This window comes from Dyella sp. S184 (assembly GCF_009766065.1).
In the GTDB taxonomy this organism is placed as follows: Bacteria; Pseudomonadota; Gammaproteobacteria; order Xanthomonadales; family Rhodanobacteraceae; genus Rhodanobacter.
Map to the genome: position 1 here is coordinate 51,692 of NZ_LMUE01000005.1, position 25,561 is coordinate 77,252.

Below are 25,561 nucleotides of genomic sequence, written 5' to 3' on the forward strand. Positions count from 1 at the left end.
ATGAAAGCGACCCAGCAATTGCACGAACTCGGCCAGAGCCTGTGGCTGGACAACATCACCCGCACCCTGCTCGACGACGGCACGCTGGCGCGCTACATCGCGGATCTCTCGGTCACCGGGCTGACCTCGAACCCGAGCATCTTCGATGCCGCGATTGGCGACGGTGATGCCTACGACGCCGGCGTGCACGCCAAGGCGTTGGCCGGTCTGTCCGGCGAGACGCTTTTCACCGAGCTGGCACTGGAAGACCTGCGCCGCGCCGCCGACCTGTTCCGGCCGATCTTCGACGCCACCGACAGCGTCGATGGCTGGGTCTCGATGGAAGTCTCGCCATTGCTGGCAGCCGATACCGCCGGCTCGATCGCCGCGGCCAAACAGATCCATAGCCAGGCGCAGCGCGACAACCTGTTCGTGAAGATTCCCGGCACGCCGGAAGGCCTCCCGGCGATCGAGGAAGCGATCTTCCTCGGCATCCCGATCAACGTGACCCTGCTGTTCTCCTGCGCACAGTACGTGGCCGTCTCCGAGGCCTACATGCGCGGCATCGAGCGGCGCATCGCCGCCGGGCTCGGTTCGCGCGTGGGTTCGGTCGCTTCGCTGTTCATCAGCCGCTGGGACGTCGCCAGCAACCCGCAACTGCCGCCCGAGCTGCACAACAAGCTCGGCATCGCGGTAGGCCAGCAGACCTACCGCGCCTATCGTGAACTGCTCGCCTCGCCCCGTTGGCAGAAGCTCGAAGCTGCTGGTGCACAGCCGCAACGCCTGCTGCTGGCCAGCACCGGCACCAAGGACCCGTCCTCGCCGGACACGCTGTACATCAGCGCGCTGGCCGCCCCGGATACCATCGACACGATGCCGGAAAAAACCCTGCTCGCGTTCGCCGACCACGGCCAGCTGCATGGCGTGATGCGTACCGACGGTGGTGATGCCGACAGCGTGCTGGCGCAGATCGGCAAGGCAGGCGTCGATGTCGATGCGCTGGCACTCAAGCTGCAGGTCGACGGCGCCGCGGCCTTCGTCAAATCGTGGACGCAGCTATTGCAGCGGATCGCCGACAAGACCAGCGCACTGGCCGACAAATCGAAAGGACCCGCCCTGCGATGAGCCACGCCCCTCTCACCACACTCCCGCAATGGCAGGCACTCAAGCAGCACTTCGCCACGATCGGCACTAAACATCTGCGCGAGTTGTTCGCTGCGGATGCTCAACGCGGCAAGCAGCTGACCGTCGAGGATGTCGGCCTGTACCTGGATTATTCCAAGCAGCGCGTCGACGCCGACACGCTGCGCCTGCTGCGCGAACTGGCCGAGGCCTGCGAACTGCCGCAGCGGATCGAGGCGATGTTCCGCGGCGACAAGATCAACAGCACCGAGGGTCGCGCGGTGCTGCACGTGGCGCTGCGCGCACCGACCACGGAAAAGATCCTGGTCGACGGCCATGATGTGGAGCCGGACGTACACGAAGTGCTGGATCGCATGGCCGTGTTTTCCGAACGGGTGCGCAGCGGCGCATGGCTGGGCCATACCGGCAAGCGCATCCGCAACGTGATCAGCATCGGCATCGGCGGCTCCGACCTCGGTCCGGTGATGGCTTACGAGGCGCTGCGCGATTACAGCCGACGCGACATGACGTTTCGTTTCGTCTCGAATGTGGACGGTACCGATTTCTCCGAAGCCGTGCGCGACCTGGACCCGGCCGAAACGCTGTTCATCATCTGCTCGAAGACCTTCACCACGCTGGAAACGCTGACCAATGCGCACGCGGCACGCGCCTGGTGTCTCAAGACGCTAGGTGACGAGAGCGCCATCGCCAAGCACTTCGTCGCGGTCTCCACCAATGCCGAAGGCGTGGCGAAGTTCGGCATCGACACCGCCAACATGTTCGGCTTCTGGGACTGGGTCGGTGGCCGTTATTCGATGGATTCGTCGATCGGCCTGTCGACCATGCTGGCGATCGGCGCGGAGCAGTTCCATGAAATGCTGGCCGGCTTCCATGCGATGGACGAGCACTTCCGTAGCGCGCCGCTGGAATCCAACCTGCCGGCCTTGATGGGCCTGCTGGCGATCTGGAACAACAACTTCCTCGATGCGGCCACGGTCGCGGTGCTGCCGTACGAGCAGTACCTGAAACGCTTCCCCGCCTACCTGCAGCAGCTGACGATGGAGAGTAACGGCAAGCACGTGACACTCAACGGCAAGGTTGTGGACTACAACACCGGACCGATCTACTGGGGCGAGCCGGGCACCAATGGCCAGCACTCGTTCTACCAGCTGATCCACCAGGGCACGCGCATCGTGCCGTGTGACTTCATCGGCTTCGGCCATACCTTGAACCCGCTGCCTGCCCAAGGCGGCGGCGACCAGCACGACCTGCTGATGGCGAACCTGATCGCGCAGGGCGAGGCGCTGGCGTTCGGCAAGACCGCGGAAGAGGTGCGCGCCGAAGGTACGCCGGAAGCGCTGGTGCCGCATCGCACGTTCGAGGGCAATCGCCCCAGCAATACCATTCTCGCGGCGAAACTGACACCGCACGTGCTGGGCACCCTGATCGCGCTTTACGAGCACAGCGTGTTCGTGCAGGGCACGATTTGGGATATCGACTCGTTCGACCAGTGGGGCGTAGAGCTGGGCAAGCAGCTGGCGAAGACCACCATCGCCGAGCTGACCGCGAAGGACGAACCTAAGTTGGCCCACGACAGTTCGACCAACGCCTTGATCCATCGCTATCGCCAGCTGCGCGATGGTGCGACTTCGGGAAAAGCATGAGTCAGAAAATCAGTCCACTCGCCGGCAAGCCGGCGCCGGCGTCGATCCTGGTCGACATTCCCAAGCTGCTGGCCGCCTACAGCGACCTGAAACCTGATCCGTCGGTGTCCGCACAGCGCGTCGCCTTCGGCACCTCCGGCCATCGCGGCAGCTCGTTCGATCGCAGCTTCAACGAGTGGCACATCCTGGCGATCAGCCAGGCGATCTGCGAATACCGCAAGAGCAAGGGCATCGATGGTCCGTTGTTCATCGGTTTCGATACCCATGCGCTGTCGCAACCCGCGTTCGAGAACGCGCTGGAAGTGCTGGCGGCGAACGGTGTGGAAACGATGATCGCCACCGGCGGCGAGTTCACTCCCACGCCGGCGATCTCGCACGCGATCCTGGTCTACAACAAGGGCCGCACCAGCGGCCTGGCCGACGGCATCGTGATCACCCCGTCACACAATCCGCCGGACAACGGCGGCTTCAAGTACAACCCGACCAATGGCGGGCCGGCCGACACCGACATCACCGGCTGGGTGCAGAACCGCGCGAACGCCTTGCTCGAAGGCGGCCTGAAGGACGTGAAACGCATGCCGTTCGCGCAGGCGCGCAAAGCCTCCACGACACACGAACACGACTTCCTCAATCACTACGTCGCCGACCTTGCCAACATCATCGACTTCGATGTGATCCGCAGCGCCGGCGTACACATGGGCGTCGATCCGCTCGGTGGTGCCGGCGTGCACTACTGGGCACCCATCGCCGATCGCTACAAACTCGATCTCACCGTGGTCAGCAAGGAAGTCGATCCGCAGTTCGCGTTCATGACGGTGGACTGGGATGGCAAGATCCGCATGGATCCTTCATCGAAGTACGCGATGCAACGGCTGATCGGGCTGAAGGACCAATACGACGTCGCGCTCGCCTGCGACACCGACCACGACCGCCACGGCATTGTCACCCGCAGCAGCGGGCTGATGGAACCGAATCGTTACCTGTCGGTGCTGGTCGACTATCTGTTCCAGCATCGGCCGAACTGGAATGCCAAGGCTGCGGTCGGCAAGACCGTGGTCACCACTGCGCTGATCGACCGCGTGGTGAAGCGGCTGGGTCGATCGCTGTATGAAGTGCCGGTCGGCTTCAAGTGGTTTTCCGAAGGCCTGTTCGATGGCTCGCTCGGCTTCGGCTGCGAAGAGAGCGCGGGTGCGTCGCTGCTACGCCACGACGGCTCGGTGTGGACCACCGACAAGGACGGTCTGGTGCCTGCACTGTTGTCGGCCGAGATCACCGCGCGCCAGGGCAAGGATCCCGGTGAGTTGTACACGCAGCTGGCCAAGGAACTCGGCGAACCGTTCGCCGATCGTGTCGAAGCGGCCGCCACGCCGGCGCAACAGGCGAAGCTGGCCAAGCTGTCGCCCGATCAATTGAAGAGCGACCAGCTCGCCGGCGAGAAGATCGAACAGGTGCTCGACAAGGCGCCGGGCAATGGCGCGGCGATCGGCGGCATCAAGGTCGTGGCTGCCAGCGGCTGGTTCGCCGCGCGACCGTCCGGCACCGAGGCGATCTACAAGATCTACGCGGAAAGCTTCAAGAGCCCGGACCACCTGCAGAGCCTGCTCGCCGAAGCTCAGAAGATCGTCGACGCCGCGCTCGCCTGAACAACCCTTTCTACCCTACGTCATCCAAGGAACCACCATGTCCAGCGCGCTCGATCAGCAATGCATCAACACGCTTCGCTTCCTGTCGGTGGACATGGTGCAGAAGGCCAACAGCGGCCATCCCGGCCTGCCGCTCGGTGCCGCGCCGATGGCGTATGCGCTGTGGACAAAACAGCTGAAGCATCACCCGGCGAATCCACACTGGCCCGACCGCGATCGTTTCGTGCTGTCCGCCGGCCACGGCTCGGCCCTTCTGTACAGCCTGCTGCACGTGACCGGTTACGCGCTGTCGCTGGATGACCTCAAGCAGTTCCGCCAGTGGGGCAGCAAGACACCGGGACATCCCGAATACGGCCACACGTCCGGTGTTGAAGTGACTACCGGACCGCTCGGCCAAGGCTTGGCCAATGCGGTCGGCATGGCGATCGGCGAGGCGCATCTGGCTGCGCGTTACAACCGCGACGGCCATGACGTGATCGACCACCGCACCTGGGCGATCGTCAGCGATGGCGACCTGATGGAAGGCGTCGCCAGCGAAGCCGCCTCGCTCGCCGGGCATCTGAAACTCGGCAAGCTGGTCTGCCTGTACGACGACAACTACGTCACCCTCGCCGCCGGCACTGACATCACGTTTTCCGAGGATCGCGCCAAACGCTTCGAGGCGTATGGCTGGCAGATCATCCACGTGGCCGACGGCAATGATGTGGATACGATCAGCGCCGCGCTGGAGGCCGCCCGCGCCGACACCACGCGGCCGTCGCTGATTCTGGTGCGCACGCATATCGGTTTCGGTTCGCCCGAGCAGGACAGTTTCAAGGCGCACGGTTCGCCGCTCGGTATCGAGGACACCAAGAAGACCAAGCAGAACCTCGGCTGGCCACTCGAGCCCGATTTCCTGGAACCGGAGCCCGCGCTGGCACATTTCCGCGAGGCACTCGAGCAAGGCGCCAAGGCGGAAGCCGATTGGAATGGACGTCTGGACGCCTATGCCAAGGCGTTCCCCGATCTGGCCAAAGAACTGCAGGGTCGCCTGCGCGGCGAATTGCCGGCTGGTTGGGACGCGGATATTCCCGTGTTCCCTGCCGACGCCAAGGGCCTCGCCACCCGCGTCGCCAGCGGCAAGGTGATGAATGCGCTTGCGGCGAAACTACCCGCGCTGTTTGGCGGTTCCGCCGACCTCGACTCGTCGACGCATACCAATCTGAAAGGGTTCGGTGACTTCAACCCGGCTCCTGCGCCGGGACAAGATACGCAAGGTTCCGATAGCGCCGGCTGGAGCTATGCCGGCCGCAACCTGCATTTCGGCGTGCGTGAGCACGCGATGGGCGCGATCAGCAATGGGCTGGCCGTGCACGGCGGCTTCCTGCCGTACGGCTCGACCTTCCTGATCTTCTCCGACTACATGCGCCCGGCGATCCGCCTCGCCGCGCTGATGGGCGTGCACGTGGTGCATGTATTCACCCACGACAGCATCGCGGTAGGCGAGGACGGCCCCACGCATGAACCGGTGGAACAGCTGGCCAGCCTGCGCGCGATCCCCAACCTCACCGTGATCCGCCCCGCCGACGCGAATGAAACCGCAGAGGCGTGGAAGGTGGCGGCGCAATCGGAGAAGCATCCGGTACTGCTGGCGCTGACCCGACAGGATCTCCCCACGCTCGACCGCACGCGCTACGCCAGTGCCGACGGCGTGCGCCAGGGCGCCTATGTGCTGAGCGACGCGAAGGACGGCAAGCCCACGTTGATCCTGCTCGCCAGCGGTTCCGAAGTCGCCCTGATCCTCGCCGCCGCCGATCAACTGCAGGCCGAAGGCATCGCGGTGCGCTGCGTGTCGATGCCGAGCTGGGAGCTGTTCGATGCGCAGCCGCAGAGCTACCGCGATCAGGTGCTGCCGCCAAATGCATCCGCACGACTCGCGGTGGAACTGGGCGTCTCGCAAGGTTGGGATCGCTACGTGGGCGCCAAGGGTGACATGCTCGGCGTCGACCGCTTCGGCGCTTCCGCGCCGGCCAACGTGTTGCTGCGCGAATACGGCTTCACGGTGGATAACGTGGTGGCGCGGGCGAAGGCGCTGTTGGTGCGCTGATCTCGCGCGATCGGCGTTATTGAATCGGCGCCGTCGACGCGGCGATTTCGTCGGCGATGGCCGGGACGGCTTTCCTGTGGCGCAGCTGTTCGCGCAGTCGCAGGAACGGCCGTTCGGCCCCGTAGTACAACAAGGCTCCACCTAGCAACGCCGCCACCGCATAGATCGCGAACGTGAGTACGCCCTGCTCCAGCAACTGCGGTGGCAGCGTGCTTTCGACCAGATGAAATACCGCCTTGTGGATCAGGTACAGGCTGTAGGAAGTCAGCGCCAGCCATTTCACGCCGGGTATCCGCAAGCGGCTCAGCCAGCCTTGCGTGCCGGCCGCGACAGCTACCAGCAAGGCGAAGCCCAGCGACAGCAAGGGATAGCCGATCACGCTTGGCAACAGACCAGCCCGATCGCGGAACAGCCACATCGCCAGCGCCGTGATCAGCAGACCTGCCGGCAGCAGCAAGCGGTTGGCCCGCTCCTGCATCTGCCGCCACCACGCCGGACGGAACGCCTGGATCGCCGCCAGCACCACGCCCGCGAGCAGGCCGTCGAGCCGGGTATAGGTCGGGTAATAGATGCCCTCAACGAAGCGCACGCCGAACTCAAGCGAGTTCGGCGTCGGCGCCAGCTCATGCAGCCAGACATAGCCGCGGATGGCCATGCCCGCCAGCACCGTCGCCACGCATACACCGACGAATTTCGCCAGAGATGGGCGGCGCATCAGCCACCAGGCCAGCAAGGGAAACAGCAGGTAGAAATGCTCTTCCACGCACAGCGACCACACATGCGAGAACGCCTTGTTGTGCTGGTAGTCGATCAGCAGGTTGACCGTATACGTGAGGAACTGCCACAGCGGCTGGATGCCGTCCGCCTCGCGGAAACCCGGCATGCTGAAGTACAGCGCCAACACCACCAGATATGCCGGCAACACACGCAGCGAGCGGCGCAGGTAGAAATTGCCGAACGCCAGCGGCTCGCCACGGCTGAGCGGCTTCAGCAACTGCGAGCCGATCAGGTAACCGCTCAGCACGAAGAACAGGTCGACCCCGATCCAGCCGTAACTTTCCAGCAGGGCAAAGCGCTCGCCGATGCCGCCGACGATGTACGAATGGAACAGCATCACCCACACGATCGCGATGGCACGCAACAGATCCAGGCCCGGCATCCGACTCATGCTGCTTCCCCGCTTGAATGGAGTCCATCTGGCATGGTGGCCATGGGTCGTCTGTTGAGGATTGTCTGGCGAGCTGGCGCCTGCTGCATATACCACGCGTGGCAACGTGCGCGCGTGGCGGTCCACTTGCTCAGGTCGATATAGGTGATGCTGATTTCCACATGACACTCATCACTTAGCTGCGCCAAGCGCACCATCGCGGCAAACGACAAGCACGGTCAATAAGAATCCAGCACCTGCAGCACACCCACTTGCTTCATCTGTTGCACCAATGCATTGCTCGCGGCGATTTGTTCGTGTGTCAAGGAAGTACTCAGCTCGCCACGGGCACGCGCCTGGTCGGGTCGATCGGGCACGTTCGACGGGAGATGAAAGAGCGCATAGGCAATCTCGGGACTTTTAGGCACACCACGCCCCTCGGCATACATGATCGCCAGACTCTTCGCCGCGACAGGGCTTCCATGCGCTGTTGCCACGCGATACCAGCGTGCAGCTTCAACGTAGTCGCGCGGCACGCCAATCCCGCCTTCATAAAGATCACCGAGTATGAACTCGGCATCCACATAATGTTGCTCTGCCGCCTTTCGAAACCAGACGGCTGCGGTCGCATAATCCTTGGGCACGCCCTGACCTTTCATGTACATGCCGGCAAGCATGGCCTGTGCGTGAGAGTGTCCCTGTTCCGCTGCCTTCTGAAACCATGTCAGCGCCTTGACGTAATCGACTGGTACTCCCGAGCCAAAGTAGTACACCCGTGCCAGGTCATATTGCGCGAGCGCATTGCCCTGAATAGCCAATGGCTCGAATTTTCGAAATGCTTCGCCAAAATCGCCGACGCTGGCAGCTTTCTCTCCCTCCATTACGGTCGCATCCGGCGGAAATGACGAGGCTGGTGGTGTCGGTGCTGCGTTAAAGTTGACGGGCAGCCTCACATAACCTTCCACCGCAACACCATTGACGGTTTTTGGCTTGAATCGCCAATGTCGGATCGCGTTCAATGCAGCTTCGTCGAGTACCCGATAACCGCTGGACTGGTCGATACGTGCCGTGATGACATGTCCCTCGATATCGATATCCATCAGCATGAGAACCATGCCTTCTGGGCGATTCGAAGCCGACCCCGGATATTGCGGCATAGGGGTGTAAATAGGCACTGGTGGCGCGATGACCTCGGCGCGATCCATGCTGTTTGCTACGGCTCCCACCGTACTTCCCATGAGAAGCATCGCCAATGCGAAATGCTTCGCCAGACCATGGATCATCACAATTCATCCCCTTTCTGGACTGCTCATGAAAACTCAACGCTGACCCCATCAGCGTTGATTGGACTGAGTGCGCGATATCAGTTGCGCGATTGCAGCTTCGACAGCAGCCGCAGCAGCTCCAGGTACAGCCACACCAGGGTCACCACCAGCGCGAACGCGCCGTACCACTCCATGTACTTCGGCGCACCGGCGTTGACGCCGGATTCGATGAAGTCGAAGTCGAGCACCAGGTTCAGCGCGGCGATCACCACCACGACCACGCTGAACGCGATGCCGATGCCGCTATGGCCGTTGATGAAGCCCATCGAGTGGCCGAAGAAGCCCATCGCGAAATTGGCCAGGTACAGCAGCATCACGCCGCCGGTGGCGGCGACGATGCCGAGCTTGAATTTCTCGGTGACCTTGATCAGCCCGCTGCGATAGGCCAGCAGCAGCGCCGCCATGGTGCCGAAGGTCAGCCCCACCGCCTGGATCACGATGCCCGGATAGCGCATCTCGAAGATCGCCGACAGCGCGCCGATGAACAGACCTTCCACCAAGGCATATAGCGGCGCGGTAATCGGCGCCCAGGTCTTCTTGAATGAGGTGATCAGGGCCAGGATCAGGCCGCCGATCGCGCCGATCAGCACCAACGGGAGCATTGCCGGCATGCTGGCCGGACCGCTGAACTGGCTCCAGCTGTACATCGCACCGACCAGAACCAGGATCAGCAGAAACCCGGTCTTGTTGACCGTGCCGTTGATCGTCATCGCCTCGTCGCCGCGCGAAACGACTGCGCCGCTGGCCGCGTCCAGGAAGGTGTTCTTGTTGAGTACCGGATTGCCGCTTTGCATGATCTTCTCCTATGCGATGCCGACCATCGTAGCTGTCCGTCGCGGGCTGCGCACCCGTCCTGCGCCGATACGTCGCTGCACCCGTACGCGGAAACTACGCGACAATATGACCCAGCCAAATGTCGCGGAGTTCCAATGAATCCCCCCACCCTGCGTATCGCCACCCGCAAGAGCGCACTCGCGCTGTGGCAGGCCGAGCACGTCGCCGCCCTGCTGCGCGCGGCGCATCCGGGGCTGTTGGTGGAACTGGTGCCGATGACTACTCGTGGCGACGAGATTCTCGACCAGCCGCTGGCGACGATCGGCGGTAAGGGCCTGTTCCTGAAGGAACTCGAGGTGGCTATGCTGGAAGGCCGCGCCGACCTGGCCGTGCATTCGCTGAAGGACGTACCAGCCCAGCTGGAACCGGGTTTCGTGCTGCCGGCGATCCTGCCGCGCGCGGATGCGGCGGATGCGTTTGTCAGCAACCATTACGCGGACCTCGCTGCGTTGCCCCACGGCGCACGGGTCGGCACCTCATCGCTGCGGCGGCAGGCGCAGCTGCGCGCGCTGCGGCCGGATCTGGTGCTGCTCGACCTACGCGGCAATGTCGGCACCCGCCTCGGCAAGCTCGACGCTGGCGACTACTACGCGATCGTGCTGGCTTGCGCCGGTCTGGAGCGGCTGGGTCTGGCCGCACGCATCCGCGGCCGACTGGCCGCACCGGACTGGCTGCCGGCACCGGGGCAGGCGGCGATCGCGATCGAGGCGCGTGAAGGGCAGGCCAGCGTGCTGGCCCTGCTCGCCGCGCTGGACGATGCCGATACCCGACTCACCATCACCGCCGAGCGCGCGATGAACCAGGCACTCGGCGGCAGCTGCACGGTGCCGGTCGGCGCCTGGTGTGTGCTTGGCGAACACGGACTGTATCTGCGCGGCATGGTTGGCGATGCGGCCAGCGGCCGCTTGCTGCATGCCGAGGGCAGCAGCACCAGCGATCAGGCGGAGGCCCTGGGCCAACACGTCGCCGCGACCCTGCTGGCCCAGGGCGCGGACGAACTGCTCGGACGCTGATCGCGCACCACAACGTAAACGGCCCTCCCGCTTGCGCGGAAGGGCCGTCGATACTGCGGCAACGAAGCAGGCTGGACTTAGAAACTGTAGACCAGGTTGGTGGTCGCCAGCGTATCCGTCTTCTTGATACCCGGCAGCACGGTGCTGTTGTGACGCACCTGGAAACCCACCTTCAGCGACAGCTTCTTGGTCATGCTGACTGCGATACCGGCATCGTTCTGCATATAGGTATCCTTCGAGCCCGATTCCAGCAGGAAGGTGTCATCGAACGAGGTGTTGTCGGTGATCTTGAACTTGTAGTTGACCAGACCACGCAGCACCGTCTGACCTTCCACGGTCGTCTGCTGCGGTACATCGATGCCGCCGACCACGACGTCGGTAACCGCCGGGCGGAAGCGCATGTAACCGGGGCCGACCTCGAACGACAACTCGTTACGATCGTCTTTCACGGCGATGTAGCCATAACCAATGGCGACGGTGCCCTGCCACAGCTGGGCACCGAAATCGTTGTGGTCGTAATACACGGAACCGACGATGTAGCTGCGCGGATCGAGCTTGAAGCCAGCCGAGGCTCCCGCCGTAAAATCATTCGCGGTGGTGTTGAACTGATTGACCGTATTGCCGGCGGCGTCGACCACCTTGGTCTGGCTCTTGGCGCGCAGCTCGCTGAGGAAGATATCGTTCTTCCACTGGTCGTTTTCCTGCTTGAAGTCCAGCTTGGCGTTGATGTTCTGCGAACGCGAGTTGCCGGTGGTCGAGGCAAAACCCATTTGGCCCGAACCGCTCCAACCCCCATCGTTGGTGGCAGCGGCAGGCGTTGCGTCCTGAGCCTGCGCAGCAGAGCTTGCAAGGGCGGCCAGCAGCAGGCCGGCGATCAAGGTCTTTTTCATCGGGGGCAGTCCATTTGTTAATTAATAGTGATGCGTACCTTAACGAAATGGATTGAACGAACTGTGAACGCTTGCTAGCGCGGTTCAGGCAGCACTGAGTTTCAGGCCGCCGAAACCTTTGGCAAAAGTCATCGCGCCTATGTGGTCCGGACATCCCGCCAAGCGGACAACGGCACGTCGCGTAGCCCGTCACTCCTAAGCGCTATACATCGAGCAAGCTATGGCTTGCGGCAGCCATGCACCGCCGCCATGCTACAAACGTTCATCCCCACGATATGCCGACGAGTCCATGGATCGCTACGAACGCATACTGACCCTGCACCGCCTGCTGAAATCGGCGCATTACCCAATTCCGCTGTCGCGCCTGCTCGGCGAACTGGAGTGTTCGCGCGCCACGCTGTATCGCGACATCGCGTTTCTGCGCGACGCGCTGCGCGCGCCGATCGAAAGCGCTGGCGGCGAGCAGGCCGCGTTTCGCTACGAAGTCGGCGAGGGCGAACGCTTCGAGTTGCCAGGGCTGTGGCTGACCTCCGACGAACTGTCCGCGCTGCTGGCCCTGAACGAGCTGATCAGCCGCTCCGGACCGGGCGTGCTGGCCGGTGCACTGGCGCCGTTCAAGGCGCGCATCGAGGGCCTGCTGTCCGATCAGGGCAGCGGCAAGGCATTGCCGATCGAGCGCATCCGGGTGATCCCGTGGGGCGAGCGCAAGCTCGACCAGCAGGTATTCCGCATCGTCGCCGGCGCGGTGCTGGAGCGGAAGCAACTGCGTTTCCGCTACCGCGCACGCACTACCAACATCGACAGCCACCGCACCGTGTCGCCGCAACGGCTGACCCATTACCGCGACAACTGGTATCTGGACGTATGGGATCACGACCGCGAGGCGTTGCGCAGCTTCGCGGTGGATCGCATGGCCGAGGCGCATGCGCTGGATGCCGCAGCCACCGATGTCGCGGAAGGCGACCTCAACGAACTGCTCGCCTCCAGCTACGGCATCTTCGCCGGCAAACCGAAGGCATGGGCGACTCTGCGCTTCTCGCCGCACGCCGCCCGCTGGGTCGCCGACGAGCACTGGCATTCGCAGCAGAAAGGCGAGTGGCTGCCGGATGGTCGTTATGAACTGAAAGTGCCCTACTCCAATTCGAAGGAACTGCTGATGGACGTACTCAAATACGGCCCGGACGCAGAGGTCATGGGGCCGCTGCCGCTGCGCGAGGAAATGAAGATCCTGCTGCAGTTGGCCTTGGGCGGTTACCAACAGTCGCCGGCATGAGCGAGGCGCCGCGATGAGCCATACCGAGATCGCCGAAACCAGCGCAGCACCGGCCGATGCCGTGGTGCCACGCAAACCCACCGTGGCGCTGGCGCTCGGCGCCGGTGGTGCAAAGGGGCTGGCGCATATCGGCGTAATCGAGGAGATCGAGGCGCAGGGATTCCAGATCACCGCGATTGCCGGCACCTCGATGGGCGCCTTGATTGGTGGCGTGTATGCGATGGGCAAGCTCGATGTCTATCGCGACTGGGCCTGCACGCTGGCCAGGCTTGACGTGTTCAAACTGCTCGACTGGACGTTTTCCGGCGGCGGCCTGATCAAGGGCGAGCGGATCATCGGCACGTTGCGCGAATTGATTGGCGACGTCTGCATCCAGGAACTGCCGCTCGCCTTCACCGCGGTCGCCACCGACCTCGATCGCGAACGCGAGGTATGGCTGACGCGCGGCTCGCTGTTCGACGCGATCCGCGCCTCGATCTCGATCCCGACAGTGTTTCGCCCATATGCAGTCAACGGGCGCCGACTGCTCGACGGCGCGCTGTTGAATCCGGTACCCGTCACGCCGCTGATCCGCGATCCGGCCGACTACCTGTTCGCGGTCAGCATGGATGGTCCGGCACAGCTGGCGCCGGTCGAGATAGCAACTGACGACGATCCCGTGGACGAGACCAGTTACCGTCGCCGCCTTGGCGAATTCTTCGGTCGGCTGCTGCCGCACAGCGAAGGCAAGCCGCGCGAACCTGGCGCCTGGGATCTGCTCAACCAGTCGATGGACCTGATGCAGGCGAACCTCTCGCGCCTGCGCCTGGCTGCGTATGAGCCGGATCTGCTGATCCAGCTGCCACGCAACGTATCGACTGCATACGAGTTCTATCGCGCCCGCGAGTTGATCGAGCGTGGTCGTGTGCAGACGCGTGAGGCGCTGGCGCACTGGTCGAAGTCGGCGACGCCACAGCGGCAGCACTGACCTCACATTGGTTTCGATGGTCTCAGCGCGGGCCGTGCGTGCGCAGCCAGTTTTCCAGATAGGCCTTGAGCGCGACGGCGTTGTTGTGTTCCTCATCGCGCGCGCCGTAGAGCAGGGTGACCACATGCCTTGCCGCATGCTCGGCCAACGGCCGCCAATGCGTGGAAGCGGCATCCAGCTCGGCGGCATAACGATGACGGAAACCATCCCAACGCGTCGGCTCATGCCCGAACCACTGGCGCAATGCGGTGGAGGGCGCCAGCTCTTTCGCCCACTGATCCAGCAGCACGTCGTCCTTCTTCAGTCCGCGCGGCCAGAGCCGATCGATCAGCACACGGTAACCGTCGGTTTTCGCGGCTGGTTCGTAGACACGTTTGACGGCGATGCTCATAGGCGGTCACCCGAACGGAAGATTCCCAGCATACGACGACCGCATCAGCCTGGCGTGACGCGGATCTGGGTTCCTCGACTCATAGCTCTTCGACCTTGGTCACCTTGCCACGCCGCATCAGCCACGCCACACCACGCAGGTCGGCCAGGCCGACCCACAGCCGATCCAGCATGCCGTACTTGGACACACCGGCGGTGCGTGGCCGATGACCCACTGGCACGCTCTGGCTCTGGAATCCGGCACGCTTGACCAGCGCCGGCAGGTAGCGGTGCATGTGGTCGAAGTAGGGCAGGCGCAGGAACACTTCGCGATCGAACAGTTTCAGGCCGCAACCGGTATCCGGCGTGGCGTCCCTGAGCATGCGCGAGCGCACCGCGTTGGCGATCTTCGAGGAGATCCGCTTGTTGAAGCTGTCGCGACGGGTGGTACGCCAGCCGGCGAACAGTCGCGTCTCGGCGTCCGCCGTAGCGCGCGCGGCGAGCAGCTTCGGGATGTCGGCAGGATCGTTCTGGCCGTCGCCGTCCAGCGTGGCGATCCACGGCGACTTTGCTTCGCGCACGCCATTCCACACCGCCGTGCTCTGTCCGCTGCGGGTGACGTGGTGCAGCACGCGCAATTCCGGATGGACGGCCTTCTGTGCGCCCAGCACGGCGCGACTGTCGTCACTGGAGTCATCATCGATATAGATGACTTCGTAATCGACCTTGCCGCGCAGGGCAGCCGCGATCTCGTCGAGCAGCGGCGGAATATTGTCGCGCTCGTTGAAGACGGGGACGACGACGGAAAGTTGCGGCATGGGGGAAGCCTTGAATATTTACGTGAACGTGAAGCGTGTGGCGGAGCGAGAAGCGAGTGAAGAGGAGAGAGAAGCGAGAGCGCGCGGGCATACCGTGCCCTGATGCCTTCTCTTCCTTCTCACTCCTCTCCTCTCATTGCTGTCCTCAGCGGATCTTGCCGAGGATGCCTTCCAGCTCGTCATTGCTGTGGTAGTGGATCACCAGCTTGCCGCGGCTGCCGCGACCCTGCGCCAGCTCGACGCGGGTGGCGAAGCGTTCGCTGAGTTGGCGCTCCAGGTCGGCGATGTTGGCGTCGCGCGATGGCGTGCTCTTCGCCTTGCCCTTCGGTGCACTCTGCGCGCGCCGGGCGGCTTCCTCCAACTCACGCACGCTCCAGCCGTTGCGCGCCGCTTCCAGCGCCAGACTCTCGGCTTCGTGCTCGGGCAGGGTCAACAAGCAACGCGCATGGCCCATCTCCAGTTTGCCTTCGTCGAGCAATTTCTTGATCGAGGCGGGCAGATCGGTGAGCCGCAGCAGGTTGGAGACGGCGGCACGCGAGCGGCCGACGGCGTCGGCGGCCTGCTGGTGGGTGAGGTCGAAATCGTCGATAAGCCGCTTCAGCGCGTCGGCTTCTTCCAGCGGGGTGAGATCCTGGCGCTGGATGTTCTCGATCAGCGCCATCGCCGGCACCGCAGCCTCCGGCACCACCTTCACCAGTGCCGGCAGTTCGGCCAGCTGGGCACGCTGGGCCGCGCGCCAGCGACGCTCGCCGGCGATCAGCTCGTAACTGTTCTTGCCGATGGCGCGCACCACCACCGGCTGGATCAGGCCCTGCGCCTTGATCGACGCGGCCAGCTCGTCCAGCGCCTCGTCGTTCCAGTGCCGGCGCGGCTGGTATTTGCCCGGCTGGATCTGCTGGATCGGCAACATGCGCAGCTCGCCTTCCTGCCCGATCAGCGACGGCGCAGCTTCGCCGTCGCCACCGAGCAGGGCATCAAGCCCGCGTCCCAATCCACGTTTTTTCGCAGCAGCCATGCTTTATTCCTGATGGTTGGCGGCCGGCGCCTTGAGCATCGCGCCGCCACCGCCGTGTGTTGGCGGTTCGATGTCGTCGACCGCAACGGCTTGGTCAGCACGCGGTGGCAGTCCACGCTCACGCCGGATCACTTCGCCGGCCAGGCCGATGTATGCAATCGCGCCGCGTGAACTGCGGTCGTACAGATGGATCGGCTGGCCGTGGCTGGGCGCCTCGGCCAGCCGCACGTTGCGCGGGATGATCGAGCGCAATACCTTGTCGCCGAAATGCTGGGTGAGCTGGGCCGAGACTTCGTTGCCGAGGTTGTTGCGCACGTCGTACATGGTGCGCAGCAGGCCCTCGATCTCCAGCGCCGGATTCAACCGGTGGCGCACCGCCTTGATCGTGTCCAGCAGGCTGGACAGGCCTTCCAGCGCAAAATATTCGCACTGCACCGGGATCAGCACGCCGTGGGCGGCGGTCAGCGCATTCAGCGTGAGCAGGTTCAGCGACGGTGGGCAGTCGATCAGGATGGTGTCGTAATTCGCCGAGACCTTCGCCAGCAGTTCCTTCAGCCGATGCTCGCGCGCCAGCGCGTCCATCAGCTTCAGCTCGGCCGCGGTGAGGTCACCGTTGCCTGGCAGCAGGTCGTAATGGCCGTCGGTCGGCACGATCGCCGCGGTGATCTCGGCTTCTTCCAGCAGCACTTCGCAACCGCTCGGCCGGGTCTCGCGCTTGTTGATGCCCGAGGCCATCGTGGCGTTGCCCTGCGGATCCAGATCGACCAGCAATACCTTGCGCTTCGCGGCAGCCAGGGCGGCAGCGAGATTGACGGCAGTGGTGGTCTTGCCGACGCCGCCTTTCTGGTTGGCGACAGCGATGATGCGGGCCATGGTGTCGTCGATACCGTGTACGGGTGAAAAGGGGTCTAGATTAGCATCCGCTCAGGAACTTGCCCGACCGAGCACGACCAGGCTGCGCTCGGCCGCCAGCCCCGGCACGGCCAGCGCATGGATGCCGCGCACCGTGAAGCCAGCCGGGACACCAGGCAGTTCGTCGTCCGGCGCCTTGCCCTTCATCGCCAGCCAGACACCGCCTGGCGCCAGCAGGTGGCCGCCCCAGCCGAGCATGTCGGCCAGGCTGGCAAACGCACGCGCGGTGATGCAGTCGAACTGACCTTCGACCTCCTCCACCCGCGATTGCATCGCACGCACACCCTCGAGTTTCAGCGTGCGGATCGCCTCACGCAGGAAGCGCACCTTCTTGCCATTGGAATCGACCAGCAGGATCTCCCGCCCCGGTGCAGCAATCGCCAATGGAATGCCTGGCAAGCCGGGGCCGGTGCCTAGATCGGCAAGGCGCTGGCCCTGTACAAACGGCAGGATCGCCAGCGAGTCGAGCAGGTGGCGGGTGATCATCTCCACGGGATCGCGTACGGCCGTGAGGTTGTAGGCACCGTTCCAGCGCTCCAGCAACGCCTGGTAGTCGAGCAGGCGCGCCACCGCATCCGTAGGCAATGACAGGCCAAGCGCGGCGATACCCTGTTCGAGCCGGGCCTGCAGGGCAGTGTGCGCGGTCATGCGGATTCCCGTGGTGATACGAAGGCTGGCAAGTATCCGGATCGGCGCGCTGCGACGCCAGCCGCGGACAAAAGAAAACCCGCCGTAGCGGGTGAAAATCTTTCAACATCCCCTGTGCAGATCGCTCTTGGGCAATCTTGCGTTTGTTACCTAGATTCAGGCGAACTCCAGCTCAACCCGGGTCACCATCATGCCGCGTTCGCGCAGCGCCAAATTCAGCTTCTGCTTCAGCCGCAAGCCCAGATCACGGGAGTCGTCGCCGGCAACCTCCGGCTCCCCACGCAGTGCATCCAGTGTGCCGCTTCGAATCAGTTGATCCGCCTGCTCGATCACTGCATCAGCCTGCTCCGGCTCCAGCACCTGCCAGTAAACCCTGCCGCTGACGTCATGTGTGCCGGCCAGCGATTCCTGGAAGCGCAAGATGTGACCGCCAAGATCGATCCGATGAGCGACACGATCACGCAACGGCATCAACACATGGGTGCCCGGCTGCAGCAAACGCACCGGCTTGCCCCGCCGATAAAGGCTGTACACCTGACCGACAGGTACGCGCTTCACAGCCAGCGCGGTGAACGCGGCCAGAGCCAGTATCAGGATGAAGATCAGGGTGGTCATATTTATGATAAACAATGGTTTATATGGTTTCTTTTCGCCTGAAACGAGAGCTTCAGCACGCAGTCGGTCGTTTCTCTTGAGTTTAATTCAAATTTAACGAGAAAGATTAATGTAGATTTAACGTCAATCCATCCCCTGACGCAATCCCGTTGCCAATGAATTGCCCTGTCGGCCGCCCTTATTGATGTCAGTAAGCACGTGAAAGATGTCAGCGACCCTAAAACGTGTCAGATGGCATCTGGCCGGTCTTGTAAACATCGAAGCATAAGGTCTGCCAACTTGCGTTCTCAGCCATCTGAAGGACCAGATCGGCCGTAAGAAACGAGGATTTAGGGCAGATGTAGCCTGTTTCAGCGCAATACCCCAAATGAGATCAATTTCTCGCTGAGGTGAGTTGGCTGCGCACTTTTTGGCGGTTATTGACCCAAAGAGGCCGACTTATGAGGGGTATGCCGGCTGAGCGAGCACGTTCGGTCATACCCGACTTGAAAGAGCGAGCTACGACCTCTGCCGATACGCACGAACGTGCAGAGCTTGTGGAGGTCATACGCTGTAGCGGCGTATAGACGTATAGACGGCGGGATAAAGACAGCATTACCTTTGCGACCTCACGGCCCTTTGCGCATGCGATTAGCGATGAGTTGCTTGGTGATCTCGAAGCATGAGGAAACGTAAATGGCCACGCGACGTACTGTAGTAGATGCTCCAAGGCCCTTGGAGGCTCTAGGCATCGACGAAATGGAGGAGCGCGCTTATGGCGTACTTCTTGAACACCGTATGGCGACGGCGGCGGAAGTCGCCAACTTGCTATCCCTATCAGCGCCTAGTGCTCAGCGCCTGCTCGATAGCATCGAGTTGAAGGGGTTGGTCTCCCACTCGTCTGACCGTCCAAGACGCTATGTCGCTGCGCCACCGGAGCTCGCGGTAGAGGCACTCATTAGTCAACGCCAGGCTGGTCTGGAGTTTGCGCGTTCAGCTATACCAGCGTTGAAGGGTCGCTTCCTGGCGTTTGCTGATCCTCGTGAGAACGAATTGGCTGTCGAGATCATCAAAAACCGTGCAGCCCTGAGTCAAATCTTTACTCAGGTAATAGACACGACTCGAAGTGAGATTCTTGGCTTCCAACGTGCACCTGCGTTAAATATTGCTTTTCAAGAAGTGCCGAAAGGGGTTCGCGTACGCAACATCTCCGACACGGGATTTCTTGGCTTACCTAACGCGCTCGAATTGATGCGCAGCGCCGTGGAGAACGGTGAAGAAGCCCGGATTTTCCCCGCTTTGCCGGTGAAAATGCTTATTGCGGACCAACGGATTGCACTTATCCCGTTGAGATTAGACGACATGGATGGTCCGACCCTCTTGGTGAGGGCATCTTCATTGCTGGACGGCCTCCGCTCACTTTTCGAATTGACCTGGGAACGATCGACGCCTGTCGTGTTTACACGAACCGGTAAATTGGTCGCCGGAAAAGCTGATGCCCGATGGTCCGACGCGGCCGAGCAAATCATTCCCTTGCTGGCCGCAGGCCTCAATGACAAGGCGATCGCACACGAGGCGGGTATCTCGTCTATGACCCTGACCCGACGCATCAATGAACTCATGAAGTCCTTTGATACTCGAACGAGGTTCCAGCTGGGTTGGCGCGCCGCCCTGGATGCATTTCCAAACGGGTTAACGCCAAGTTCCAAGGCGAGAACGCGATCCTCGCGCTGAAAACATGAGTCGGACAGGCTGCTCATGTTGTTGCAAGATCGTGATCGACTAGTGATGCATTTACACCAAGTTGTAAATGCATCAGCACTTTCTGTTGTGGTGCTGCTCGGGCGAGCCGATACTCGATCACAGCTCTGGAAAAGCCTCAAAGCTGGTCGCAAGCCATCACGTTTCCCTTAGAGACACTACCGCTTGCCACTCCATCATCTTTGATTGAACGGGGACATGTACGACCCAACCTTCGCCCTCCCTCGCTGGAGCGGTGACGGCTGTCCGCGAGAAAAATAAGCAGTTTGTAGGCGAGGGTGCGCTTAGGAATACAAGCGTGATGAGCGGGAGGGAGGCTGAAGAGATGTTCACAGGTAGCGAGCTTCGCCAAAGACGAGCCGGCTAGGGCGCCTCCCATTTTTTGACCAACTTTGTAGTGGGGTTCGATCATGAAACAAACACATTTTATTTTGAGTGCATGCATTGCGACCGCGCTGGCTAGCGGGGCCGGAGCATTAAAGGCGCAAACGGCGACAGGCATGACTAGCGCCACAGCGACAATCGATAATGCCAACGAAGCTCCTCGGGTCACCCTGGCCGTTACCAATGCCAACGTGACTATGCTTCCGAGGACTCATCTTGGATTTGTAGCCAAAGCTTCATCGAGCGTGCCGCTCGCGAGCGAAACGAAAATGAACCACCTGCAGCTGGTGCTCAAACCCAGCGCGATGCGGACGGCGGCAATGGAGGGGCTGATTGCCAACCAGCATAATCCCAAGTCCGCCCAGTTCCAGAAGTGGTTGACACCTGCACAGTTCGGCGAACAGTTCGGCGTAGTCGATAGCGATATCGCCGCTGTGACCGCGTGGTTGACCGCCCAGGGCTTCACCGTCAACAACGTGTACCCGAACAAGACACAAATCGATTTCAGCGGCACGGTGGCGCAGGTCAACCAGGCGTTCCACACACAGGAAAGCATTTACACCCTTGGCAAGGATAAGCACCTGGCCAATGCCAGCGACATCAGCGTCCCGGCAGCGTTGCAGCCAGTGATTGCCGGTGTCATGGGGCTCAACGACTTTCACCCCACAGCGCTGCACACCGCGTCGAAATCAAAGATTGCACAGTGGAGCGGGTCGAAGAAGGGATTTGTGCCTACGACTACCAACCCGACAACGGGAGCGAAAGTGATCGGTCAAGCCCTTGCTTTCGGAGGAAGCCTACGCGGCTTGGTGCCCAACGACATGGCTACGATGTACGGTATCAAGACGATTCGTGCCAACGGCGTGACGGGCAAAGGTATCACCATTGCGGTGGTGGAAAATGGTGACATGGTTCCGTCGGATTGGAGCGATTTCGTCAGCCAATTCAACCTTGGCCAGTATGGCGGCACGTTCAATTTGATCAATCCTGCGCCCACGAGCGGGCCGAATAACTGCAGCGATCCATCGGTGGCAACCTTTGGTGAATCCGTCGAAACCATTCTAGATGCCGAGTGGGCGACCGCGATTGCCCCTGGCGCGAGTATCGAGGTAGCTACGTGCTCCAACGACACCGCCGACCTGTCCGGCCCTTCGACGACGAACTTCTTTGGGGGTACGTTCATTGCGGCGACGAACTTGGTCAACGGCGCTACGCGGCCAGACGTCATCAGCGCCAGTTACGGTTTTGGCGAGTTTTTTGTGGATAGCGCCAGCAAGACCGCGATTGACCTGATGTGGGCGCAGGCGGATGCCGAGGGCATCTCCGTGTTCGTGTCGACGGGTGACTCGGGTTCCAATCCGAGTTTTAATGGTGAGCTTATTAACGGCGCCTATGGCAATAACGCGGTCGATGCGAATGCATTCGCCACTTCGCCTCATGATACCGGCGTCGGTGGTACAGACTTGGCAGACGTTCTCGACGGCACGACCAGCCAATACTTTGCCGCCACGCCAAGTGCGGTGGGCGGATCAGCGCTGTCCTATGTGCCAGAGATTCCCTGGAACGCAAGCTGCGCTAACGGTGTTGCAGCGACGTCTGCCGGCTATAGCAGTGCTGTTGCGTTCTGCCTCAATGCACTGAAACATGATCCCTCGGGTTGGTACTTCACATCGGAGGGATCCAGCGGCGGCCCTTCCTCGGTGGATGCGAAGCCGGCGTGGCAGCGGCAAATATACAACGCTGCGAAAGACCAATCGCGCGATCTGCCCGATGTAGTCCTGTTTGGTGGATCGTATGGCGGCAACTCCTTAGTGATTCTCTGTACCGCGGCTTATCCGTGTCTACCGGGTTGGACCGGTCCGGTCGAACTCGTTGAAGGTACTTCGCTGTCCGCACCCATGTTTGCCGGTGTTCAGGCTTTGATGGACCAGGGACTGGCTGCGCGCGGTTTACCCACCGACCAGGGAAATGCAGCACCCACGTTGTACGCCTTGGCGGCTAACGAATATGGCGGTGCGACAGGTCCAACACCAGCCAGTCTGGCCGCTTGCAATGCTAACAACGGTGCCACGGGAACCGGTAGTTGTGTGTTTCACAACGTCACGCGGGGCTCGAACTCCACGCAATGTTTTGCTCAAACGAATTTCACCACACCTAATTGCTACTACTACGGCGTGTTCGATGACCACAACAGCCCTAGCTTGCCACCGTATACCAACCCTGAATTGGTGGTTTCCATTGGCCTCACTACTGCCGACGCGGCGCCCACTGCGTACGGCACGGGCAACAAAGCGTTCGGTGCCCAGCCTGGCTGGAGCTTCGCCTCAGGACTCGGGTCGGTGAATGCCACAAATCTGTTGATTGCATGGCGGGCGTTCGTCAACGCGCCATCCGCTGCCCCGCAATAACGCGGGACAGCACGCCATCCACTTTCGATCAACTTATTCGATGAGGCTTCATCATGAAACAATCCTATTTCATTCTCAGTGCGTCGATCGCTGCCGCATTGGCCGGGGCCCCCGGCATGCTGCTGGCACAACCGCAGATTACCGTCGCAGCGCCCACAGGTATTAGCGCCACCGAAGCGCCGCGGGTGACGCAGGCCGTGACCAACGGCAAACTGTCCACCCTGACGAAAACCCATCTCGGATTTACGACCCAAGCGCCGAGCACTCCCATGAGTCGCTCGACTTCAATGAATCATCTCCAATTGGTGCTCCAGCCTAGCGCGTTGCGGACAGCGGCCATGGAAGCGTTGATTGCCAACCAGCACAACCCCAAATCCGCTCAGTTCCACAAGTGGCTCACACCGGAGCAGTTCGGCGAACAATTCGGCGTGGTCGATAGTGATATCGCCGCCGCGACCGCGTGGTTGACGTCGCAAGGCTTCACCGTCAACAACGTGTACCCGAACAAGACACAGATCGATTTCAGCGGCACCGCAGCACAGGTGAATCAGGCGTTCCACACGCAGGAAAATATCTACACGATCAACAACGTCAAGCATTTTTCCAATGCCAGTGATATCAGTATTCCGGCGGCACTCGCACCCATCGTCGCTGGTGTGATGGGTTTGAACAATTTCCATGCAACGCCGTTGAACAAGAAATCGACATCTCAGGTTGGCCAGTGGGATGGTTCAAAGAAAGGGTTTGTGCCTAAGGCATCCAAGAACCCGGCAATGGGTTCGAAAGTAATCGGACAGGCCATCCCAGTCGGTGGTTTAGGCAACGCGGACCGGGCCTTGGTGCCCAACGACATGGCCACGATGTATGGCATTAAGACGATTCGTGCCAATGGCGTGACGGGCAAAGGCATCACCATTGCGGTGGTTGGAAAATATGACATGGTTCCAGCGGATTGGACCAATTTCGTTAGCCAATTCAACCTTGGCCAGTATGGCGGAACGTTTACACAGATCAATCCCGCACCTACCAGTGGGACGAATAACTGTGTCGATCCATCGGTGGCGAACTTCGGTGATTACTCTGGAACTGTTGAGGATGCCGAATGGGCGACCGCGATTGCCCCTGGCGCGAATATCGAGGTTGCCACCTGCTCCGACTATACCGCCGACTTCTCGGGCTATGAGACGTCGAACTTCTTTGGGGGTACCTTCATCGCAGCCACCAACTTGGTCAACGCTTCCAGCGGCCGTCCGGACATCATCAGCGTCGGCTACGCTGCTGGCGAGCTTTTGGTGGATAGCGCTAGTAAGACTGCGATCGATCTGATGTGGGCACAGGCGGACGCGGAAGGCATCTCTGTGTTCGTGGAGGCTGGTGATTCAGGCTTGAATCCGGATTTCGCGGATGCCCAAATCAACGGCTACGGCATCCCCGGCAACACGATGATTGATGTCAACGCACTTGCCAGTTCGCCCCATGACACCGCTGTTGGGGGTACAGACCTCGCGGATATTCTTGATGGCACCACCAACCAGTACTTTGCTGCCACGCCGAGCGTGGTCGGCGGCTCAGCGCTTTCCTATGTACCGGAGATTGCCTGGAATGGGTCTTGCGGTAACGGTGTCGCCGCCAAGGCTTATGGTTACAGCAGTGCCGTCGCGTTCTGTCAGGATTACTACGCGGCGTATGATCCCGATGGATACTACCTGACGGCCAGTGCAGGCTCGGGTGGGCCATCATCCGTCGATGCCAAGCCGGCTTGGCAGCAGCAGGTATACAACGCGGCAAAGGATCATTTCCGCGATATTCCCGACGTGGCGCTATTTGCGGGATCTTTTGATAACTACACGTCGATAGTCGTCTGCGACTCCTACTACCCCTGCTCACCAGGATGGTCGACGCCGGTGCTTCTCGAAGAAAGTACAGGCATTTCCACATCGATGTTTGCTGGCATTCAAGCGTTGATCGATCAGGGCATCGCCGCGCGCGGACTTCCAGCGGATCAAGGTAATGCGGCGCCCACGCTTTATGCACTTGCCGCCAACGAATACGGTGGCGCTAGTGGTCCAACGCCCACCAGTCTTGCTTCCTGCAATGCAGACAACGGCGCAACCGGGACCAGCAATTGTGTATTCCACAACGTCACGCGTGGATCCACTTCTTCCAATTGCTTCGAAATAAGCGCACCGAGTCCAGGTTTCGTCGCCAGTACAACTCCGAATTGCTACTACTACGCAGCGATTGTGAACAAAAACGGTTTTGTTGGAGCGGGCCAAGCCGGGCTAACCACCATCGACGACACACCCACCACGTATGGGGTAGGTAACAAAGCCTATGGCGCTCAGCCTGGATGGAGTTTTGCATCCGGTCTGGGTTCGGTAAACGCGACAAACTTGCTCATCGCCTGGCGCGCTTATGTCGGTGCACCGCCGGCGCTCTAATCGCATGCAAGTTCTTGGGCATTGAAGTTGGTCATGCGTAATTTACCTGGCGACAGGACGTCGCCAGATTTTCTTATGCATGTTTCTGGATATTCAGAAGCAGGTTGTCAGCAGACGGCAATGTAACTGCTCCACCAAGGGCCTGTTCATAGTCTCCTTTTTAACGCGCAGCTAGTTCAGTGCAGGGGGTCTTGTGCCTATCAAGTGACTATGTCACCAGGCATTCCAGAACCCATCGCTCGTCGCCGAGCAATTCCTATTTTTTTCG

Annotated in this window: 20 protein-coding genes; 10 read left to right on the plus strand and 10 right to left on the minus strand. The window is 61.4% G+C overall.

Annotated features, from left to right (window positions below; translation table 11 throughout):
* From tal to tkt, 4 genes are read left to right on the plus strand one after another with little or no spacing between them, the layout of a single operon-like run.
* On the plus strand, positions 1-1,104 hold the full coding sequence (gene tal, locus GSQ75_RS10175) for a transaldolase (RefSeq protein WP_158754640.1): 1,104 nt from the start codon (positions 1-3) through the stop codon (positions 1,102-1,104).
* The gene (pgi, locus tag GSQ75_RS10180) at positions 1,101-2,765 is read left to right on the plus strand and encodes a glucose-6-phosphate isomerase (RefSeq protein WP_158754642.1); all 1,665 of its coding nucleotides are present in this window, start codon (positions 1,101-1,103) and stop codon (positions 2,763-2,765) included. Before tal ends, pgi begins: the two co-directional genes overlap by 4 nt.
* Positions 2,762-4,408 (plus strand): phosphoglucomutase (alpha-D-glucose-1,6-bisphosphate-dependent), encoded by a 1,647-nt coding sequence (gene pgm / locus GSQ75_RS10185; protein WP_158754644.1) that lies wholly within the window; start codon positions 2,762-2,764, stop codon positions 4,406-4,408. Before pgi ends, pgm begins: the two co-directional genes overlap by 4 nt.
* A 37-nt stretch (positions 4,409-4,445) precedes the next feature.
* Entirely contained in the window at positions 4,446-6,494 is a 2,049-nt protein-coding gene (gene tkt, locus GSQ75_RS10190) for a transketolase (protein WP_158754646.1), read from the plus strand.
* 16 nt (positions 6,495-6,510) lie between these two features.
* Here the strand turns inward: tkt and GSQ75_RS10195 are convergent, their stop codons facing one another.
* The 3 genes from GSQ75_RS10195 to GSQ75_RS10205 all read right to left on the minus strand — a co-directional run bounded on the left by GSQ75_RS10195 (position 6,511) and on the right by GSQ75_RS10205 (position 9,760).
* On the minus strand, positions 6,511-7,662 hold the full coding sequence (locus GSQ75_RS10195; RefSeq protein ID WP_158754648.1) for an acyltransferase: 1,152 nt from the start codon (positions 7,660-7,662) through the stop codon (positions 6,511-6,513).
* Positions 7,663-7,880: 218 nt separating this feature from the next.
* Positions 7,881-8,924, minus strand: a complete 1,044-nt coding sequence (locus GSQ75_RS10200) for a TonB family protein (protein WP_158754649.1) — start codon at positions 8,922-8,924, stop codon at positions 7,881-7,883.
* A gap of 80 nt (positions 8,925-9,004) precedes the next feature.
* Complete coding sequence (locus tag GSQ75_RS10205; protein ID WP_158754651.1) at positions 9,005-9,760, minus strand: Bax inhibitor-1/YccA family protein; 756 nt, start codon at positions 9,758-9,760, stop codon at positions 9,005-9,007.
* 135 nt (positions 9,761-9,895) lie between these two features.
* Here GSQ75_RS10205 and hemC point away from each other — a divergent pair, with 135 nt between their 5' ends.
* Positions 9,896-10,813, plus strand: a complete 918-nt coding sequence (gene hemC / locus GSQ75_RS10210; protein WP_158754653.1) for a hydroxymethylbilane synthase — start codon at positions 9,896-9,898, stop codon at positions 10,811-10,813.
* A gap of 77 nt (positions 10,814-10,890) precedes the next feature.
* On the opposite strand, the gene GSQ75_RS10215 is transcribed toward hemC, so the two are convergent.
* Positions 10,891-11,703 (minus strand): DUF481 domain-containing protein, encoded by an 813-nt coding sequence (locus GSQ75_RS10215; RefSeq protein WP_158754655.1) that lies wholly within the window; start codon positions 11,701-11,703, stop codon positions 10,891-10,893.
* 289 nt (positions 11,704-11,992) lie between these two features.
* On the opposite strand from GSQ75_RS10215, the gene GSQ75_RS10220 reads away from it, so the two are divergent.
* Positions 11,993-12,976, plus strand: a complete 984-nt coding sequence (locus GSQ75_RS10220; protein WP_158754657.1) for a YafY family protein — start codon at positions 11,993-11,995, stop codon at positions 12,974-12,976.
* 13 nt (positions 12,977-12,989) lie between these two features.
* Positions 12,990-13,943 (plus strand): patatin-like phospholipase family protein, encoded by a 954-nt coding sequence (locus GSQ75_RS10225; RefSeq protein WP_158754658.1) that lies wholly within the window; start codon positions 12,990-12,992, stop codon positions 13,941-13,943.
* Positions 13,944-13,965: 22 nt separating this feature from the next.
* On the opposite strand, the gene GSQ75_RS10230 is transcribed toward GSQ75_RS10225, so the two are convergent.
* The 6 genes from GSQ75_RS10230 to GSQ75_RS10255 all read right to left on the minus strand — a co-directional run bounded on the left by GSQ75_RS10230 (position 13,966) and on the right by GSQ75_RS10255 (position 18,320).
* Positions 13,966-14,334: a DUF488 domain-containing protein gene (locus GSQ75_RS10230; protein ID WP_158754660.1), complete on the minus strand. Its 369-nt coding sequence runs from the start codon at positions 14,332-14,334 to the stop codon at positions 13,966-13,968.
* Between the two features lie 79 nt (positions 14,335-14,413).
* Positions 14,414-15,130, minus strand: a complete 717-nt coding sequence (locus GSQ75_RS10235) for a glycosyltransferase (RefSeq protein ID WP_158754662.1) — start codon at positions 15,128-15,130, stop codon at positions 14,414-14,416.
* A gap of 145 nt (positions 15,131-15,275) precedes the next feature.
* Positions 15,276-16,145, minus strand: a complete 870-nt coding sequence (locus tag GSQ75_RS10240) for a ParB/RepB/Spo0J family partition protein (RefSeq protein WP_174236719.1) — start codon at positions 16,143-16,145, stop codon at positions 15,276-15,278.
* A 3-nt stretch (positions 16,146-16,148) separates the two neighbouring features.
* Positions 16,149-17,018, minus strand: a complete 870-nt coding sequence (locus GSQ75_RS10245) for a ParA family protein (RefSeq protein ID WP_158754664.1) — start codon at positions 17,016-17,018, stop codon at positions 16,149-16,151.
* A 51-nt stretch (positions 17,019-17,069) separates the two neighbouring features.
* The gene (gene rsmG / locus GSQ75_RS10250; RefSeq protein WP_158754666.1) at positions 17,070-17,705 is read right to left on the minus strand and encodes a 16S rRNA (guanine(527)-N(7))-methyltransferase RsmG; all 636 of its coding nucleotides are present in this window, start codon (positions 17,703-17,705) and stop codon (positions 17,070-17,072) included.
* A gap of 156 nt (positions 17,706-17,861) precedes the next feature.
* Positions 17,862-18,320 carry a hypothetical protein gene (locus GSQ75_RS10255; RefSeq protein WP_158754668.1) on the minus strand — a complete coding sequence of 153 codons (459 nt, stop codon included), beginning with the start codon at positions 18,318-18,320 and terminating at the stop codon, positions 17,862-17,864.
* Between the two features lie 675 nt (positions 18,321-18,995).
* Between GSQ75_RS10255 and GSQ75_RS10260 the strand changes: the two genes are divergently transcribed.
* The 3 genes from GSQ75_RS10260 to GSQ75_RS10270 all read left to right on the plus strand — a co-directional run bounded on the left by GSQ75_RS10260 (position 18,996) and on the right by GSQ75_RS10270 (position 25,293).
* Positions 18,996-20,033, plus strand: coding sequence for a helix-turn-helix domain-containing protein (locus tag GSQ75_RS10260; RefSeq protein WP_158754669.1), 1,038 nt, complete (start codon positions 18,996-18,998; stop codon positions 20,031-20,033).
* A 437-nt stretch (positions 20,034-20,470) separates the two neighbouring features.
* On the plus strand, positions 20,471-22,852 hold the full coding sequence (locus GSQ75_RS10265) for a protease pro-enzyme activation domain-containing protein (protein ID WP_158754672.1): 2,382 nt from the start codon (positions 20,471-20,473) through the stop codon (positions 22,850-22,852).
* A 53-nt stretch (positions 22,853-22,905) separates the two neighbouring features.
* Positions 22,906-25,293, plus strand: coding sequence for a protease pro-enzyme activation domain-containing protein (locus GSQ75_RS10270; RefSeq protein WP_158754674.1), 2,388 nt, complete (start codon positions 22,906-22,908; stop codon positions 25,291-25,293).
* Positions 25,294-25,561: the final 268 nt, after the last annotated feature.

Bases quoted from the DNA above. Each gene is read 5' to 3' on its own strand.
- hemC (WP_158754653.1), top strand. From the start codon at position 9,896: ATGAATCCCCCCACCCTGCGTATCGCCACCCGCAAGAGCGCACTCGCG.
- GSQ75_RS10215 (WP_158754655.1), bottom strand. From the start codon at position 11,703: ATGAAAAAGACCTTGATCGCCGGCCTGCTGCTGGCCGCCCTTGCAAGC.
- GSQ75_RS10255 (WP_158754668.1), bottom strand. From the start codon at position 18,320: ATGACCACCCTGATCTTCATCCTGATACTGGCTCTGGCCGCGTTCACC.
- pgm (WP_158754644.1), top strand. From the start codon at position 2,762: ATGAGTCAGAAAATCAGTCCACTCGCCGGCAAGCCGGCGCCGGCGTCG.
- GSQ75_RS10270 (WP_158754674.1), top strand. From the start codon at position 22,906: ATGAAACAATCCTATTTCATTCTCAGTGCGTCGATCGCTGCCGCATTG.
- GSQ75_RS10225 (WP_158754658.1), top strand. From the start codon at position 12,990: ATGAGCCATACCGAGATCGCCGAAACCAGCGCAGCACCGGCCGATGCC.
- GSQ75_RS10205 (WP_158754651.1), bottom strand. From the start codon at position 9,760: ATGCAAAGCGGCAATCCGGTACTCAACAAGAACACCTTCCTGGACGCG.
- GSQ75_RS10195 (WP_158754648.1), bottom strand. From the start codon at position 7,662: ATGAGTCGGATGCCGGGCCTGGATCTGTTGCGTGCCATCGCGATCGTG.
- GSQ75_RS10220 (WP_158754657.1), top strand. From the start codon at position 11,993: ATGGATCGCTACGAACGCATACTGACCCTGCACCGCCTGCTGAAATCG.
- pgi (WP_158754642.1), top strand. From the start codon at position 1,101: ATGAGCCACGCCCCTCTCACCACACTCCCGCAATGGCAGGCACTCAAG.
- tkt (WP_158754646.1), top strand. From the start codon at position 4,446: ATGTCCAGCGCGCTCGATCAGCAATGCATCAACACGCTTCGCTTCCTG.
- GSQ75_RS10265 (WP_158754672.1), top strand. From the start codon at position 20,471: ATGAAACAAACACATTTTATTTTGAGTGCATGCATTGCGACCGCGCTG.
- GSQ75_RS10260 (WP_158754669.1), top strand. From the start codon at position 18,996: ATGGCCACGCGACGTACTGTAGTAGATGCTCCAAGGCCCTTGGAGGCT.
- rsmG (WP_158754666.1), bottom strand. From the start codon at position 17,705: ATGACCGCGCACACTGCCCTGCAGGCCCGGCTCGAACAGGGTATCGCC.
- tal (WP_158754640.1), top strand. From the start codon at position 1: ATGAAAGCGACCCAGCAATTGCACGAACTCGGCCAGAGCCTGTGGCTG.
- GSQ75_RS10245 (WP_158754664.1), bottom strand. From the start codon at position 17,018: ATGGCCCGCATCATCGCTGTCGCCAACCAGAAAGGCGGCGTCGGCAAG.
- GSQ75_RS10200 (WP_158754649.1), bottom strand. From the start codon at position 8,924: ATGATCCATGGTCTGGCGAAGCATTTCGCATTGGCGATGCTTCTCATG.
- GSQ75_RS10240 (WP_174236719.1), bottom strand. From the start codon at position 16,145: ATGGCTGCTGCGAAAAAACGTGGATTGGGACGCGGGCTTGATGCCCTG.
- GSQ75_RS10230 (WP_158754660.1), bottom strand. From the start codon at position 14,334: ATGAGCATCGCCGTCAAACGTGTCTACGAACCAGCCGCGAAAACCGAC.
- GSQ75_RS10235 (WP_158754662.1), bottom strand. From the start codon at position 15,130: ATGCCGCAACTTTCCGTCGTCGTCCCCGTCTTCAACGAGCGCGACAAT.